The sequence below is a fragment of the Cupriavidus sp. SW-Y-13 genome (genome assembly GCF_009793345.1).
Taxonomy (GTDB): domain Bacteria; phylum Pseudomonadota; class Gammaproteobacteria; order Burkholderiales; family Burkholderiaceae; genus Cupriavidus.
Genome location: NZ_WHLX01000003.1, coordinates 144,544 through 160,320 on the forward strand (window position 1 = coordinate 144,544; position 15,777 = coordinate 160,320).

Consider the following 15,777-nt stretch of genomic DNA (forward strand, 5'->3'; position numbering starts at 1 on the left):
CTTTGCCTTCTTCAATAGGGACGTGGTTGGCGCGATCAGAAAACGTGCTTGATGCCCAGGCTAACGGAGTAGCCGCTGTCGCCGCTGCCCTGGTCGATCGGAATGGAATTGATGGTAACGCTGCCGCCGGGCGAGTTACGGATATAGGCCACGCGGCTATATAGCATCGTCTGGCGCGACAGCGAATGGTCCACGCCAAAGGCCATGCCCAGCGGTCGCTCGGTCATCCCGACCACCACGCGCTTGACCGCCGCGAGCTTGATCGTCCAGGCAGGCGTGGCCACCCAGTCCATCGTGAGCGCGTAGTAGCGAGCGGCGGCCGTTGCCGCGATCTGGCTCGCGCTGTAGCCAAAGAGCGCGCCCAACTCCACCTTCCTGGCGATGTTGTAGGTGCCGCCCACGTAGTGGGACCGTGTCTGGCCTTGTGGGATGGTTGCCGTGGCCGGCTTGTTGGTGCTGGCCTGGAAGCTGTACATCAGGTAGACCGGCCCTCGAAAGTACTGGATGTTGGCGCCGTAGGTGCTGGCTTGCTGCGTCTCGCCGGGCACCTCGCCGAACGCATAGGTCGCCGATGCGGAGAGCCCGTTCCAGTCCGGCGTGTTGTAGGTGACGGCGTTATCGACCCGCGACGCGTAGGGTACGTAGCCCGTGCCCTGGGCGCTCGACTTGGCGACCAGTGTGAACGGAGACACCGCCGCATTCAGCGAGAACGGGTCGAGCCGCGCAATAACGTAGAAGGCCGGCGTGTACTGCCGCCCCATGCGCACTTCGCCCCAGTTCCCTTTCAGGCCGACAAAGGCTTGCCGGCCGAATATCGATCCGTTGCCGAAGAATTCGGCGCCCGTATCCATCCGGAAGCCTGCCTCGGCAACGAAGATTGCCTTCAGGTCGCCGCCCAGGTCTTCGACACCGCGCATGCCGAACCGCGAGGCCGCCTGGCGGCCATCTTCGACGCGGGCCACGCTGCCCGACCCATGCGCGTACTCCACCGCCTGGTCCGCGACACCGTACAATGTTACGGATCCCGCATGTACGGCACCGGCGCCTAGGGCCAGCCCTCCAACGGCAAATCGCCTCCTCCATCCCCCTCGCATTTCGCTCCCCCTCTTTTCAGATCTTGTCGCATGTCTCAGCGCAAAAGTTAGAGGAAGTTCTAGGGCGGAAGGATAACGTCAGTAGCTTGTCTGATAACGCAGCGGAATCATAAGGCAGGGCCGTCACACTCTGGTCATTGATAACCAATTGGATCCGAGCCCGGCTTCCATGTGGCTCATTGTTTCGCGAGCGGTCATTCGATGCCGTCGCGTCTGAAGACCGAGATGGGTCGGCGGCTATTGATCATGGCATTTTCGCCGACCTGTCTACGGCAGTGGCCGGCCACAGACGCCACTCGGGAGCGGCCGCGGGGATGCAACTGGCTTGCCCCGCGGTATCGAAACGTCACGGTCTTGCAAGTAGTACGGCGCACTTCTGCAAAGGGGCGGCGCTATACTTCGCGGCGATGCGTCCAGCGCATCTCCACCCAGCACCGCGAGAACCCACCTCATGACCGAAGCCACCGCTCTTACGCCCGACGAATTCCAGGAGCTCGACGATCTGCTGGACGACCTGCGCCAGCGCGCTGAGGAAATCCCGCAATGGGAATTCTGCGACGGCTTTCTTACGGCCTTGGTCTGCACGCGTCGCCGCATCCCCGCTACCGACTACCTGCCCATGCTGCTGGGAGACGGTGCGGTGCTCGACGTGCCCGAAGGCAGCCCGCTGCCGTTGCTGCCCGCGTTCCACGACGCGGCCCAGCAGACCCGCTTCATGGAGCTGTGGCAGCGCCGATGGAATGAGGTGGAGCACCAACTCGACCAGCCCGTGGAGACACTGGAGGATGACCGAACCTTCTATCCCGAGGCAATAGACATCCGCGGCGCCATCTTGAGCCTGCCCGAGGAAGAGCGCGCCGAGATGGACGGGCGGGAAATTCCGTCGTTTGCCCAAGTGTGGGCGCTGGGCTTCATGTTCGTAGTGGAGAACTGGCCCGAGGAATGGGCCGCCCCGCGCGACAAGGAGGTAGCCCAGTGGCTGGACAACGCGCTCGAAAGCATCGTCGCCCTGACCGAGGACGACACCGGCGAGCCAGAGGTCCGCATGTACAGCGAAGATGGCCCGCCCAGCACAAGCCAGGCGCGCCTGGAAACCTTTGGCGAGGCGATCTGGGCTGTCTACGACTTGCGCCAGATCTGGAAGAGCCTGGGCCCGCGGGTGGAGGCCGTGGTGACAGGCGACCAGCCCGGCCGCAACGACCCGTGCCCTTGCGGCAGCGGCAAGAAGTTCAAGAAGTGCCACGGGAGATAAGGGCAAAGCGCTGTCTCGCAGTTTGTAGCTGCACGTGGCCGGCCGGCGACATGCTCGTAGGGAGCCCTGTCCGGCGAGTAGCAGTCGTTCGTAGGAATGTCAGACGTCCACCTTGGGGCCGCTCAGCGGCCGTCTGGACGAGCGCAAACTGGCCCCCCCCCCCCGCGTGTCGCGCCCGGAAGCGGGCTCAACTCGCGACGAGGTTCAGAAACCGTTGCACGCTAGGATTATCGTTGCCGCGGAAGAACTGCTGTGGAGGCGCGTCTTCCACTACCACGCCACCTTCCATGAGTACGACGCGGTCGGCAACGTCTTGAGCGAAGCGAACCTCGTGGGTCACCACCAGCATCGTCATGCCTTCCCGCGCCAGTTCGCGCATGACTACGAGCACATCCTCGCGGAGCACGGGGTCGAGTGCGGACGTAGGCTCATCAAACAGGATCACGTCGGGATCCATGGCAAGGCCGCGTGCAATGGCCACGCGCTGCTTCTGGCCGCCGGACAGACGTGACGGATACTCATTGGCCTTGGCGCTCAACCCTACGCGCTCCATCAGCACCATCCCCCTTGCCATGGCCACCTTGCGGTCTATCTGGTCATGCGAGTGTACGGCCTGCTGCTGCAACGCAGGGTGGCGCCTCCACGGCCGCAGCGCAGGCATGAGGGTAAAGTCGCGGTAGCAAAGACGAATCAGCGGTGGTGCTCTGACGGCTTTGAGTTCCGCTGCGACATCGGCGAGCCGCTGCGCGTGACGTTCGCCCTGGACTGCTGTGACCGCGAGGCGATGAGTTGGGCGGCGACCACTGGTGGACATAGCGGCGACGTGGTCCGGGACGTGATGTTGGCCGCCGTCGAAAATCGCTTTGGAAACGCGCTGAAGACGCCGACGGAAATTGAATGGCTGACCGATAATGGCTCGGGCTACACGGCCGAAAAGACCAAGGAATTTGCGTCGACCATCGGCCTGAAGTCACTGACCACGCCGGTCTGCAGCCCACAGAGCAACGGGATGGCCGAGAGCTTTGTGAAGACCATGAAGCGGGACTATGGCGCCTTCATGCCCAAGCCTGATGCCGAGATGGCAGTTCGCAATCTGGCCATTGCCTTTGAGCACTACAACGAGCAGCACCCCCATAGCGCCCTGAATTACCGCTCTCCCCGCGAGTTCAGGCCTGCGATGGCCTTATCAATCTAAGGGTGTGACCGTGTCCGGGGACACGGGGGCAAATCCACCACCTACCATTGATCTGCGAAATATAGATACTCTTGGCTACTGAATCTGAGGACATTTTTACATCGAAGGTCACCACGGCGAAGTTGTCTATGATGCCCTCTACTCTATTGCTTCGTTTAGTGGAGCGTGGCGAGTTGTGCCTGACTCATCTTCTCGTTCAAACTTCCTGTTGATGCGACTAACCTTTCCCAGGGGAGCAAGCAACGATGCGATTCTCCAAGCGGTCAAAAGCGGGGCAAATGTGTCTGGCGGGTTTTGCACGGACGAGAGTCCACGCAGTCGCTCTTCGGGCGGCCCGCCCAATACATGTATGCGAAGGGTATATCCAGCCTTGTGGACATTCTCGAGCAGTCCAGCTTTTTCCAGCACTCTTCGGGCACGTCCGAAGTCATGGTTGGACAGCAGATTTGTATCGACAATACCTTTGCGAGTGAAACACTGCCCATCACGAAGCAGTGAGTACAGCAGTTCCGCACACTCCTGATCAGATTTGGTAGACCTCAACGCCATCTCCAAGGGCAACATCCCAACGACATTGTGCAGATCAACGAAGAAGGAGCAATCCTTCGTTGGTAGGAATAATCACGGTGCGACGATTCTCGTAAAGTTGCCACCTAACGGCTTTCCGACTTCCGCTTCACGAATAACGTCAAAGGCGTGTCGTCGCACTACTCTTAGGAGATGCGGAATGCTGTGACACGCAATTTCGAAATGTTTCCGGCGATATGTAGTCATTCCCAACCGGTCGGCACATCTCACCAGTTCCGCCAATGACCGGACCTCCAGCTTGTTCATGATGTTGGCCCGATGGACCTTCACGGTCTTTTCCACGACGCCCAAGAAATTCGCAACCTCCTTGCTACTGAGGCCCGTGGTGACCATTGCCATCACGTCTCTCTCTCTCTCGGATTGTGAGCCGTTGTATCCTTGCGTCAAGGGCCACCGGCTTCTCGAGAAGATCTACGGCGCCCAGCCAACATAGTCGACCGTCTGTGTTACGTCTGCGCAACTTGTCAAACACGATGAGGGTCAGGTGCGACGGCAGTTGCCTGAGCAGTTCGTGACCACTGATGCCAGGCAGAATAAGATCAGCGATCACACATGTTGGCCCGTCAAGGACGTCAAGAGCAGATCGACATTCTTCTGCTGAGCCAAACCTCTTCGATACAAATCCTTTGGCGAGTAAAAGGCGAACCAACGTCCTGCGGATGCTCTCGTCGTCCACAACAATCACGCTCCGGGTCATCGTGCGCACCTCTGCAGATTGGGGTTGACTCCTTCCCACCTTAAACAGCGCTGGCAACCATCACAATCGCTGGTCGGGCAGTACAAAAGCTTTCAAGATGCCTTGCGAAATCTCTTTCAACGGTTGGCGTTTATTCGTCACCCTCTAAGAAGCCTGCCTGGGGAGCTGCAGTGGCCAAAGGTCTTTCCCGCTGATCTCCTCGTTGGTGGATATTGAATGTCCATTCCCGAAGGACCTTCAGCGGTCATGCGCAAACGCTGACCGTGGTTTGCAGCACGTCCGCGCGCACGACTTCGCCCTCCAGGGCCGCGCCCAGGGTGCGCCGCTCGATCATTTCCATGTCGAGCACGGCAAGCGCATCGTCTGCGTCGGGTGACGCATCGAAGTAGTCGCGCAGGTCCGGGGAACGGCTGAAGGCCTGTGTGACCGCATGACCCGTGTCAAAACACGCGTGGATGTACCGGTCCGTCCCCCAAGTCTCCGGACTCGCATCCCGTGCTACGGGAATGCCGGCAACGACCGCGCGTACGTGGCCGAGTGCGATGCGGATCTAGGGGGCCGGCCGCCCGGCATAACGGGGCAATAGCCGCAGACGGGGATTTAGCCGGGTGATACCCTCGGCCAGTTCCGACACCTCCCGCCGGCTGTCCTCCTGCTCATCGGGGCCGCGGCGGCGGCGCTAGTTCAGAATGCCCATCACCATGCTCCGTTCAGGCGCGCAATATAACCTTCAGCCGCTACCCGTCGCGAGTCCGACACCGTCATGCAATCAGAAGCGCCTCGTATTCCGCCCGAAACTGTTGCAACGAGCTTTCCACCACCGTCACGGCGCCGTCGATAAGACCGCAGCGACCGCTACCGGGCAGGATGCTACACAGGTTCTCCAGCGCCTCCAGATCGGCACGTACGCCGTGGCCCGTGTCGATCCGGCCGAGCAATCGCATCATCTGGAAGGTGCCGCCCTTGCAAGGCGGACACTGGCCGCATGAGCCCTGGGCGAAGAAGCTCACGTACTCGGAGACCTTGCGGACGATACTGGTGTCTTCGGACACGACGATCATTGCGCCCGTGCCCAGACGCGAACGCCGTTGACGCACGGAGTCAAAATCGAGCGCCACATCGAGATCGCGCTTCGTTAGCAAGGTGTTGGAGGGGCCGCCGGTAAAGACCGCCTTGAATTCCTTGCCCTGAAGCATGCCACCGCCATGCTCGAACACCAGGGCCTCCAGACACGTGCCCATTGGCAGTTCATACAAGCCGGGACGCAGGACGTCACCCGAAAGAGAATAAAGCTTAGTTCCGGCAGCACTCCCAATGCCAAGACAGCGATACCACTGCGCACCGTTGCGCAGAATCCCCGGTACCTGTGCCAGAGTCTCGGTGTTATTCACGATGGTCGGCGAGCCATGCACACCATGTTCGGCGGGATAGGGCGGCTTTCGTCTGGGGAACGGGAACCCGCCCTCGACACTCGCGATCACCGCTGTCTCCTCCCCGCCGATGTACAAGCCCGAGCTGGGGATCACGTCAAGCGAGAGCGGGCCGCCAACCAAACGCCCGAGTTCCGCAAACAGGGCGTTCCCCCGCCACTGCTCCACCGACTGCCGCACCATATTGAGGGCCAACGGCTGATGCGGATTAACGTACAGCACGACATGATTGGCATGGGTCGCTGCCGCGGCGATGAGCGCACCCTCGATGACCTGGTGCGGCGTGTGCTCTAGCAGATAGCGGTCCTTGAACGTACCGGGCTCGTCCTCGTTGCCGTTGCAGATGATGTATTTGTCGCCAGCAGCGGCGGCGGCAACCGGCTCCCATTTGCGATGCGTCGGAAATCCGGCGCCGCCCATTCCGCGCAGGTCCGCTTGTTCGATTTCGGCGAGGATGGCAAGCGGATCGCGCAGGGCATTGGCCAGTCCCTCTCCGCCGCCGTATGCAAGCCAGGCGTCCAGGTCTGCGCCGATCCGGATATCGTCCCTTAGGAGAACCTGATTCAGCTTGTGCATCGCGCGCTCCGTGGATCGCTCATCGGACGCCGCCGCCCGCGCCGCCCCACTTGCCCCGGCGCAACGCTGCATCGACCCGCAGGTCGAAATGGGCATAGCCGGGGAAGAGTTGCGGTGCCTTGACATGCAGTGGTAGCCCGGCCAGCGTCAATTCCCGCTGCCAGGCGTGCACATGGCCGATGCCTGCGCGGCTGGCCTTGGCACCTGCGCCAAATTCCGCTGCCTTGGCCGCGGCCCGCCGCCCCATGCTCAGGATGTCGAGCAGCGCGTTCCCCATCAGGCGGTTACGCCCGTGAATGCCTCCCGTGACCTCGCCGACGCAAAACAGGCCGGGCACGCTCGTGGCACCGTCCTTGTCGATCGCCACGCCACCGTTCTGGTAGTGGAGGGTCGGATAAACGAGGAAGGGCTCCGCTGCCGCATCGTGACCGCACTTACGCGCGAGATGGCGCAGCGTCACGAGGCGCTTGGCCAGAATGCCGGGGTTCTCCATTTCCAGCGTCGGTGTGTCGAGGAAGACGCCAGTCTGGCCGTCCCGGTCAATGCCACGCCCCTGCGCGCATTCGCGCAAAATCGCCGAGGCCACGACGTCCCGAGGCTTAAGTTCGTCTACGAAGCGATCACCCTCGCCATTAATCAGCTTGGCACCTGCCGAACGCGCGGCTTCCGAAATGAGTCCGCCCGCCAAGTGCGCCGGATAGGCGATGCCTGTGGGGTGATACTGGAACGAGTCGAGTTCGCGCAGGCGTGCCCCGATCCGATAGGCCAGCACCAGACCGTCCGCAGTGGCACCGTAGTGGTTGGAAGTCGGAAACGCGTTCAGGTGCAGCCGCCCCGCCCCGCCGGTGGCGAGAATCACGGCACGCGTGCGCACCAGCACAAAAGCACGCGACTCGAGGTTGTAGATCACGGCCCCCGCGCAGCCGCCCCGCTCGTCGGACAGCAGCTCGACCGCCGGGCAGCGATTCCATACGTCGACTGCGGGATCGAGGTCCACCGCCTCACGCAGCACGCGCATCATCTCCAAGCCGGTGTAGTCCCGATAGGACAGGATGCGAGCCGCCGAGGCACCGCCGGGCTTCTTGCGCAGAAGGTTGCCGCCCATGGGCCGGCCCTCTTCCAGGTCGAACATCACGCCAAGCTGGATCAGCCAGCGAATGACATCGGGCCCATCCATCACCATCTGCGCCACGAGTTCTGGCTCGCCACAAAAGTGCCCGGCGCGCAAGGTGTCCTCAAAGTGCAACTGGGGACTATCGTCCTCGCCGACGGCCGTCTGAATCCCGCCTTCGGCCATAACGGTGTTGCTGTCACCCAGGCGCAGCTTGGTGGCGAGGATCACCTGCGCGCCTTGCTTTGCCGCGACGAGCGCCGCTGCGCATCCGCCGCCGCCACCGCCGATGATCAGAACGTCCGTGCTGATCACTTGCGCGCCCGCGATGTCGATATCGTCGATCAGCGCATTGGCTTGGAGATAGCGTGCGAGATCCGGCTGACAGGGCTCCCCCCGGTTCACGCCGATGCTCAGCGCCACACGCGCATTAATCCCATGGTCGGGGTGATAACCCTTGAGCAGGTCGTCGACCGAGGTGTCGTCGCTGCGGATTGTCGGCACCGCACCGGGCCGGTAGCGCTTGCGCGCGTCTTCGAAGGAAATGCCAGCGGGCATCGTTGTCGTCCCGATCAGCGCGGCGGCTGGGCGCCCGGCGCGTCGAAATCGATCTTCATGTCGCCGCGCTCGATCTGCTGCAGCCGACGCATCAGGTTCGCCGGACGCAGCGACTGCGCCGCGATCATCCGCCGCACGAACAGGCCGAGATGGTTGGGCCGGATATGCTCGGGGCAGGCCAGGGTGCAGAGGTTGCACATGACACACTCATCGAAGACGTCGCTCGACTCAGCCAGTTCGCCCGCGACGGCGAGATTGACGCCGCGCTGGACATCGAGACCCTTGGGGCAAGCCCGATCGCAGCCGCTGCAGTGCCGACAATGGGATGCTTCCGGGAAAATTTCGGAGAGGGCGCGCAGCGCCTGCCAACTGTCGCCGATTTCGTCCAGGCGATACCTGTGGCGGGACGAGACGGTGAAGTAATCCAGGAAAGCCACCTGCATGCCCTCTTCGACCAGCGTCTCGCATCCGAGGGCCGTCTTCACCTCCTGCTCGCCGCTGTGCCGCACCATGACGCGGCACGAACCGCAGACCCCCTGCCCCATGCAGCCAACGCCCTCGACCAGCGTCTCGCCCGCGTAGAGGAAAGCCTGCAGGATGGAGCAGTTGGCCGGCGCCTGGACCTGATGGCCTTCGATGCTCAAGCGTACCAGTCCCATCGGGTTGCACTCCGTCGTTCGCGGCGCCAACGCCACACTGGCGCCTCTTATCGAAAAGGTCATATAAACCATAGCATATGAAAGGCGAACGAACTGCCACGCGGCCTTCACTTCACTATCTACTGATTTAGCGCGAATAAAACCTGGCCAGGTTCAGATTCGATTCTTCCGGCGCGACGGAGGGAGGACGCACGCGACGCGGACATCGTCGTGATCACCGCCGTCGTCAGCGTAAAGCCGGGGCAAACGCGCCTGGACCTGGCTAAAACCAACGCGGGCATTGCGACGGAAATCGTCGATCGCCTTGCCCCCTTTGGCCCCGGATACGATCTACCTGATTGCGGCCAATCCTTGTGATGTGCTGGCCGACGTCGTTTTTTGACCGGCTGCGCTGCGCGCAGGAGCGCGTCATCAGCACGGGTACCTCGCTCGACACCGGGCGGCTGCGGTCGTTGCTCTCCGAGCGACTGGGCATCGTGGCCCCTGCGATTCACGCCCACGTTCTTGGCGAACACGGGGAATCCGCGCTGATCGGCTGGTCGAGCGCGACGGTCTCCGGCATGCCCCTCGACACGTTCCTGGGATTCACCGTTTTCCGCCGTTCGACCCAGGCGCGCTAAACGTCAGAGATCGGTTGTGGATTCCTGAGGGTGATAGTCTCCTCACCGGATACGCAAGAACAAGAACTGCTTCAACGCGTCACCAATGCCTACAACCGCCGGATGGGGCGTTGATCAGGATGTAAGTCGGTGGCATGCCATCGATATGGGCCGAACGTCAGCGTCAAGTCGCTCGTGGCTGTTACCCAGGTGGTGTACGAGACTTCCGGCGGCGGCGGCCGACGATAGGACCTTGGTCCAATGGAAGTCGAGCACTGATCGGACTACCGTTTCCGAGGTCAACTCTGGAGCAATGACATGAAGCCTGTTGCCATCCTGGCCGCCGTGATGTTTGCAGTGTCCGCACCAGTATTCGGGCAGACCACTACCTCGGCGCCTGCCTCGGCGAAGTCGCAGCCTCCCAGCGACGAGATTATCCACATGCGCCAGGAGATCTCCGCCGCGCGGAAGGCCTACAACACCAAGGTTTCGGAGGCAAAGAAGGTATACGACGAGGCAAAGGCCGCAGCGGCGAAGGAGCGCGATGCAGCGATCTCAGCCGCACGTGCGAACGCGAACCAAAAGAAGTCGTAGAGATCCGGGTGTTGCAGGCGGCGTGCCGAACAGGATGATGCTCAATACCGGCCTGGGCAATCCGAACTTCCTGCTCACCTCAATTCGGATACCGGGATGCGGCAGTTTCCATGCGGGCGCGCCTGAGGAATTTGCTGCCTCGATTCGATTCTCCCGCCGTGAACGCGCTCTTAGTCAGTCTGCCAAGGGCCTGGGAGGACGACACCGCCCCAGCACTCACAGACGCCGCAGACACCAGAATAGAGACTAGTGTTCAAACAAACGCACTGCTGAGTGGGATAACAGCAACGCTGAGGGACCGAAATGGCGAGAAGACTGAAGCAACTCGCAGTGATGGCTGCGGCATTGATAGCACTGTCATTGGCGACTAACTCCCGCGCCGATGAAGTCCCGCTGATTACCGGCAAGCAGTGGACCGACTCCTCTGAACAGACAAAAAAGGCCTACCTTGTCGGCATTGCCAACGTGGTTCAGGTTGATATCGCCTATCACGATGGCAAGCCACCGCCCGACGGGCAAAGCATCGTTCCTCGCTTTGCAAGGGGGCTCAGGGGCCATTCGCTCGACTCCGTGCGCCAGGGCGTGGATCGCTGGTACGCGGCGCATCCTGACCAGTTGCAGCGGCCCGTCATTGAAACGATCTGGTTCGAAATGGTTATTCCCGGTCTGCAGACAAAGAAGTAAGGTGACGCCATGAAACGACTCCAACTGATTGGTGCGATGCTAGTGGCCGCCGGCGCGGCAGGATGCACAAATATGACACCGCAGCAGCAAGGCACCGTGACCGGTGCTGGCATCGGTGCCGCAGCGGGTGCGGGCATCGCGGCCATTGCTGGAGGTAGTGGCTGGACTGGCGCCGCGATCGGCGCCGTAGCCGGCGGCGTAGCGGGCAATATCAAGGGAAGCAAACAGCAGCAGTGGTAACTTGCCTTGCCGGGCGGGGCGCCGCGGCGGGACAATAATCTCTGGGTCGCAACCTGTGACTCGTCAATCCCCCGCCACGGTGTCGCATGGACGTAATCCTCCCGTACTTGCAAACCCATGCCCGTGATCGAAGATCTCACAGCGCCCCTCGACAAGGAATGGCCGCTTCTGGATTTACATAAATTCATCGGCAAGGCCATTGATGGTCTCCCCGATCACGGGCAACCTTGCCTTTGGCTCAGAACGGGCAAGCTGGTGTTGTGTTCAACGCCCACTTCAAAACAGCAGCGATTCGCCACCTAGCAGTCGCCCTAATTCTCGCCGTCACAGCGGCGATATCTTCCTCCAAGGACACTGCGCAATGCGGGCAGGCCGCGGGATAACCCCTCAGTCAGTCGGCCGCCGGTAACACCAAGCTGCTGTGCTACCGCGCCTACGCCGTCCTCTACTCGCCCCAGACCTGCACCCCACTTTGGTCGGGGAGCGCCTGACTGGCGCTGCAGCAGATGCAGCCCGGACACTGCCACGCGACAGTAATTTCTACGAAGAATACCGCTTGCTGGCTTGCAATCGAAGTCTATTGACCTCCAACACAACAAGGCGACAGAGTTCTAAAATCTCCAGATCCCGACACTGCCCACGTGCCAGGAGAGCGAGACCTGCAAAGCTATCCCCAGCTCAGCCTCGGAGTTAGCGATATGCCCCCGCGCCTCCAAGAAGTGAATCAGGAGAGCACCGAGCCACCTTAGGCCATTGGTCCAATGGATTACTGACTTCGATGGGACTACTTTCCAAAAGCACGTCACTCTGACGGCGATTCTCCGGGCAGATGCATGTCGTCTATCAATTCGTCGCAAGAGAAATCCGCTAGAGATCGATCCCCGGCTCTCGATATCGTCGACCGCGTATCCGAGACGTGCTTCGGGCTATTCATGGCGCTGACATTCGTCGGCGCTGTTTCTTCCGCTACCGCAGGCCCCGATGCCGGCCGAACCATGCTGAGCACAGCCATTGGTTGCAACCTCGCCTGGGGACTGGTCGATGCCATCATGTACCTTGTGCGAACACTGGCGGGACGCGGCATGCTGCAGAAGCTCGTCGTCATTACCAGACGCGGCGATCCGGCATCCGGCATCGATGCGATTCGAGATGCACTGCCGCCGGCGATGAATGCCCATGTTTCCGATGAGGATCTCGAACCGTTGCGGCGGCGTTTCCTTAGCGGCGTGGCAGTTCCCACGCGTCCCAAGTTGCGTGGTGGTGACTTACTGGCAGCGCTACGGATCTTCTGCATCGTCGTGCTGGCGACCTTCCCCGTCGCGCTACCCTTCGTCCTGTGGCATGACGTTACTACGGCCCTCGTCGTCTCCCGAGCTCTGACCCTGCTCATGCTGTTCGCAAGCGGCGCGGCACTGGGACATTACGGCGGTATCAGTCCATGGCGCGCCGGCTTCGGCTTGATGGCGCTCGGTGTCGCCCTCACTGCGGCGGTCATCGCATTGGGGGGATGACGTGCGTGCGTTGCTGGCCGCTGCTGGGATCTGCCTGGCTTTCCAGTGCGCACATGCTCAACAGGTTGCCGTGGCCCAGCCGGATGCCACCGCGCCATCGCCGGTCTGGAGTGTGATGGCCACTGGCTTCTGGAACATGCCACGACATGAGGGTAGCTATGGCTCGGGCATCTTCGCTGCCGATCATGGCTCGCTTCATCTTGAGGCACGCGTCAACTACGAAGCGATACATGCCCAATCCGCCTTCATCGGTTGGTCGTTTTCCGGTGGCGAGACCGTGCAGTACAAAGTCACTCCCATCGTCGGCTTTGTCGCAGGCAGCACGCACGGCCCCATCGTCGGCGCGGAAGCGAGTCTGGCGATCAGCAAGTTCGATTACTACATCGAAGCAGAGTATCTGCCAGGTACAGGCTCCACCACACCCTACACCTATGCATGGAGCGAGCTCGGATACCGCCCCTTGCCGTGGCTGCGGTTGGGCTTCGTTGCACAGCGCACGCGGATCTATGGCGGCAATCGCGAATTCCAGCGCGGTGGTTTGCTGCAACTCACGTTCGGCAAGGTCACAGGCAGCATCTACTGGTTCAACCCGGCGTCCCATGACCAAGTGGTCATCGCTGCCGTGAGCCTGGCGTTCTAGCGGCAAGATCCCGTCCGCAAGCGCGGCCAGACTGCAATGAGATTGTGAGAGCGACGGCAATGGAAACTGACGAACTAGACCATGTGGTTGCACAAATCGCTGCAGACTTGGACTTTCCTCCCAAGCTTGTCAGTGCAACTATCGCTCGCCGCGCTTGCGCGAACTAAGCGCGGGTGCCTGTGTCCACACATACCTGCCATTGGTCTGGGCGAAGCGCGCCATCGCCCGACGTTCAAAACGTCAACACCGCGTATGCGATACAAGCCACTCTTCCAATCTGAGCGTTCTTCCGGCCACGGTTCGTTCGGCAGTGGGCAGTTTTCTCTAGATTCAGCCTCACGAAGACAAACGTTTTGCCGGCAGCCATTTGTGTGCTTCCACCGCGTCAGAAATAAGTGAAATCGTGCAACGAGAATTCTGACAGATGCATCTGCGGGGTTCGGGAAAAGGGTTGCGGTACGAGGCGGTCGTCATCTGGCAACGCCCCGCGACCGGCAGATTTTGCATCGAGCTTCAGTCGTCCGTAGACGGATCTGCGAATGACCGTGATGGGTCTCGGATTCAATGGGTCGAAGCAAAGATAGATCACTGCTAGTCGAGCAACCGCCGTCTAAACATTCGATGGTCCGTTCAGAGTCGACCGTTCCTCTGACACGAGCAAGTCTCTAGCCTGATGTGCTGAGGACTAAACCGGCGATTCCGGTCATCAGGCCATCTAACCGCAAGCGGCCTGAGTAAGCCAAACTTCAGTCGTTCGCTAGCCGCCCGCCCTGGTTTCCCACCTTTCCGAGCGCGAAAGCTACTGGACGCCGCCCCCACCGCCCCGGAAGCGGTTAGGCGAATCCGTGCCGGAACTAACCGCGGCCGACCGCCTGTCTCCCTCAAGCTGCTCATAACTCCATTTCAAGCCATGATGCTGACGCCGCCGTCGATGTACAAGGTTTCGCCTGAGAGCCGTCTGGCATAGGGTGTGGCCAGGAAGGCACAGGTAAAACCAACATCCATGATGTCGACCAGCTCCCCAAGCGGAGCGCGGGCACCCGCATCGTTCAGCATCAGATCGAAGTCCTTCAGCCCCGACGCCGCCCGCGTCTTGAGCGGTCCAGGGGAGATCGCGTGCACACGAATCCCCTGTGATCCCAGTTCGTACGCCAGATATCGCGAAGCAGCTTCCAATGCCGCCTTGACCGGCCCCATCACGTTGTAGTTCGGCACGACCTTGGTAGCACCGTGATAGCTCATCGTGAACATGACCCCACCGTCATGCATTAATGGCGCAGCCAGCCTGGCCATACGAACGAAGGAATGACAGGAGATGTCCATAGCCTTGCTAAAACCCTCCGCCGAGCAATTCAGCAGCCCACCCTGGAGGTCCTCCTTTGGCGCCCATGCAATTGAATGGACCAGGATGTCGAGCTTGCCCCACGTCTCCCCGATTTGTGCAAAGACTGCAACCAGGTCAGTCTGGTTCGACACATCGAGCGGCAGAAATATCGAGGCGTCAAGCCCGCGCGCCAGCGGCTCCACATAGGTCCGGGTCTTCTCGTTGGCATAGGTGATGGCAAGATCTGCGCCCAATTCCCGAAACGCCTTCGCGCATCCATAAGCTATAGAGGATTCATTTGCGATGCCACAGATCAGGGCTTTCTTCCCCTCCAGGATCGGTCGGTGGTTATCGATGGTCATGTTGTCGCTCCGTCAAATGTCATCTCCGGTACCACATCGGGCACCACTAGTCTCGCCTCGGTCGCGGCCAGCACCTCGGCCACCGAGACGCCGGGCGCCGTCTCCATCAGCACCGGCGCGCCGGACGCGAACGAAATCACAGCGAGTTCGGTCACGACCAGATCCACCGGCCGCAACGCGGTCAGCGGCAAGGTGCATTGCCTGAGAATCTTCGGCTTACCCTTGGCACAGTGCTGCATGGCGATGACCACTCGCCTCGCCCCCGCTACAAGGTCCATGGCGCCGCCCATGCCCGGCACGAGCTTGCCCGGAATGGTCCAATTGGCAAGAAGGCCAGCCTCGTCCACCTGTAGCGCGCCGAGCACCGTCATGTCGAGGTGATGCCCGCGGATCAGCCCGAACGACATGGCGCTGTCGAACGTGCACGCGCCGGGCAACGCGCTGACCGGCTGGCCGGCCGCGTCGGTTAGGTAGCGTTCGACCATGCCCGTTTCCGGGACGGGCCCGGTACCGATCAGGCCGTTCTCCGACTGAAAGAAGATGCGCATGTCATGCGGCACATAGTTGGCGACCAGGGTCGGAATGCCAACACCCAGATTGACCAACATGCCCGCCTGAAGCTCTTGCGCCACGCGTCTTGCAATGATCGTTTGTGCGTCCATG

At 61.3% G+C, this 15,777-nt stretch carries 18 protein-coding genes and 1 pseudogene; 10 read left to right on the forward strand and 9 right to left on the reverse strand.

Features of this window, described 5'->3' with window-relative positions; genetic code table 11:
- Positions 1-35 precede the first annotated feature (35 nt).
- Positions 36-1,094 carry a porin gene (locus GA566_RS28125; protein ID WP_160474862.1) on the reverse strand — a complete coding sequence of 353 codons (1,059 nt, stop codon included), beginning with the start codon at positions 1,092-1,094 and terminating at the stop codon, positions 36-38.
- A gap of 451 nt (positions 1,095-1,545) precedes the next feature.
- On the opposite strand from GA566_RS28125, the gene GA566_RS28130 reads away from it, so the two are divergent.
- Positions 1,546-2,346: a YecA family protein gene (locus tag GA566_RS28130; RefSeq protein ID WP_160474863.1), complete on the forward strand. Its 801-nt coding sequence runs from the start codon at positions 1,546-1,548 to the stop codon at positions 2,344-2,346.
- Positions 2,347-2,533: 187 nt separating this feature from the next.
- On the opposite strand, the gene GA566_RS28135 is transcribed toward GA566_RS28130, so the two are convergent.
- Positions 2,534-2,920 carry an ATP-binding cassette domain-containing protein gene (locus GA566_RS28135; protein ID WP_370459378.1) on the reverse strand — a complete coding sequence of 129 codons (387 nt, stop codon included), beginning with the start codon at positions 2,918-2,920 and terminating at the stop codon, positions 2,534-2,536.
- A 12-nt stretch (positions 2,921-2,932) separates the two neighbouring features.
- Here GA566_RS28135 and GA566_RS28140 point away from each other — a divergent pair.
- A pseudogene (locus GA566_RS28140) lies at positions 2,933-3,541 on the forward strand (DDE-type integrase/transposase/recombinase); the annotation flags it as partial.
- 621 nt (positions 3,542-4,162) lie between these two features.
- Here GA566_RS28140 and GA566_RS33760 read toward each other — a convergent pair.
- The 5 genes from GA566_RS33760 to GA566_RS28165 form a co-directional block, all read right to left on the reverse strand.
- Positions 4,163-4,468: a LuxR C-terminal-related transcriptional regulator gene (locus GA566_RS33760; protein ID WP_160474865.1), complete on the reverse strand. Its 306-nt coding sequence runs from the start codon at positions 4,466-4,468 to the stop codon at positions 4,163-4,165.
- A complete protein-coding gene (locus GA566_RS33765) occupies positions 4,440-4,826 on the reverse strand; it encodes a response regulator (RefSeq protein WP_160474866.1) in 387 nt (128 codons plus the stop codon). Before GA566_RS33765 ends, GA566_RS33760 begins: the two co-directional genes overlap by 29 nt.
- A 761-nt stretch (positions 4,827-5,587) precedes the next feature.
- Positions 5,588-6,832, reverse strand: coding sequence for an NADH-quinone oxidoreductase subunit F (locus GA566_RS28155; protein WP_160474867.1), 1,245 nt, complete (start codon positions 6,830-6,832; stop codon positions 5,588-5,590).
- Positions 6,833-6,851: 19 nt separating this feature from the next.
- Positions 6,852-8,501 carry an FAD-binding protein gene (locus GA566_RS28160; RefSeq protein ID WP_160474868.1) on the reverse strand — a complete coding sequence of 550 codons (1,650 nt, stop codon included), beginning with the start codon at positions 8,499-8,501 and terminating at the stop codon, positions 6,852-6,854.
- Between the two features lie 14 nt (positions 8,502-8,515).
- Positions 8,516-9,154: a 2Fe-2S iron-sulfur cluster-binding protein gene (locus tag GA566_RS28165; RefSeq protein WP_160475115.1), complete on the reverse strand. Its 639-nt coding sequence runs from the start codon at positions 9,152-9,154 to the stop codon at positions 8,516-8,518.
- Between the two features lie 216 nt (positions 9,155-9,370).
- Here GA566_RS28165 and GA566_RS33430 point away from each other — a divergent pair, with 216 nt between their 5' ends.
- The 8 genes from GA566_RS33430 (at position 9,371) to GA566_RS28195 (ending at position 13,428) form a co-directional block, all read left to right on the forward strand.
- Positions 9,371-9,517 (forward strand): hypothetical protein, encoded by a 147-nt coding sequence (locus GA566_RS33430; protein WP_370459379.1) that lies wholly within the window; start codon positions 9,371-9,373, stop codon positions 9,515-9,517.
- Positions 9,499-9,780 (forward strand): hypothetical protein, encoded by a 282-nt coding sequence (locus GA566_RS33435; protein WP_237380883.1) that lies wholly within the window; start codon positions 9,499-9,501, stop codon positions 9,778-9,780. The genes GA566_RS33430 and GA566_RS33435 overlap by 19 nt, the downstream gene beginning before the upstream one ends.
- A gap of 297 nt (positions 9,781-10,077) precedes the next feature.
- Positions 10,078-10,353: a hypothetical protein gene (locus GA566_RS28175; protein WP_160474869.1), complete on the forward strand. Its 276-nt coding sequence runs from the start codon at positions 10,078-10,080 to the stop codon at positions 10,351-10,353.
- 303 nt (positions 10,354-10,656) lie between these two features.
- Complete coding sequence (locus GA566_RS28180; protein WP_202126975.1) at positions 10,657-11,037, forward strand: hypothetical protein; 381 nt, start codon at positions 10,657-10,659, stop codon at positions 11,035-11,037.
- A 9-nt stretch (positions 11,038-11,046) separates the two neighbouring features.
- Entirely contained in the window at positions 11,047-11,277 is a 231-nt protein-coding gene (locus GA566_RS28185; RefSeq protein WP_160474870.1) for a YMGG-like glycine zipper-containing protein, read from the forward strand.
- A 117-nt stretch (positions 11,278-11,394) separates the two neighbouring features.
- Positions 11,395-11,580 (forward strand): hypothetical protein, encoded by a 186-nt coding sequence (locus GA566_RS33045; RefSeq protein WP_202126996.1) that lies wholly within the window; start codon positions 11,395-11,397, stop codon positions 11,578-11,580.
- Positions 11,581-12,209: 629 nt separating this feature from the next.
- The gene (locus GA566_RS28190; RefSeq protein WP_370459380.1) at positions 12,210-12,788 is read left to right on the forward strand and encodes a VIT1/CCC1 transporter family protein; all 579 of its coding nucleotides are present in this window, start codon (positions 12,210-12,212) and stop codon (positions 12,786-12,788) included.
- 1 nt (position 12,789) lies between these two features.
- On the forward strand, positions 12,790-13,428 hold the full coding sequence (locus GA566_RS28195) for a hypothetical protein (protein ID WP_160474872.1): 639 nt from the start codon (positions 12,790-12,792) through the stop codon (positions 13,426-13,428).
- A gap of 903 nt (positions 13,429-14,331) precedes the next feature.
- Here GA566_RS28195 and fabI read toward each other — a convergent pair.
- Both fabI and GA566_RS28205 read right to left on the reverse strand, forming a co-directional pair.
- On the reverse strand, positions 14,332-15,114 hold the full coding sequence (fabI, locus tag GA566_RS28200; RefSeq protein ID WP_160474873.1) for an enoyl-ACP reductase FabI: 783 nt from the start codon (positions 15,112-15,114) through the stop codon (positions 14,332-14,334).
- Positions 15,111-15,776 (reverse strand): 3-oxoacid CoA-transferase subunit B, encoded by a 666-nt coding sequence (locus GA566_RS28205; protein WP_160474874.1) that lies wholly within the window; start codon positions 15,774-15,776, stop codon positions 15,111-15,113. The genes fabI and GA566_RS28205 overlap by 4 nt, the downstream gene beginning before the upstream one ends.
- Between the last annotated feature and the right edge of the window lies 1 nt (position 15,777).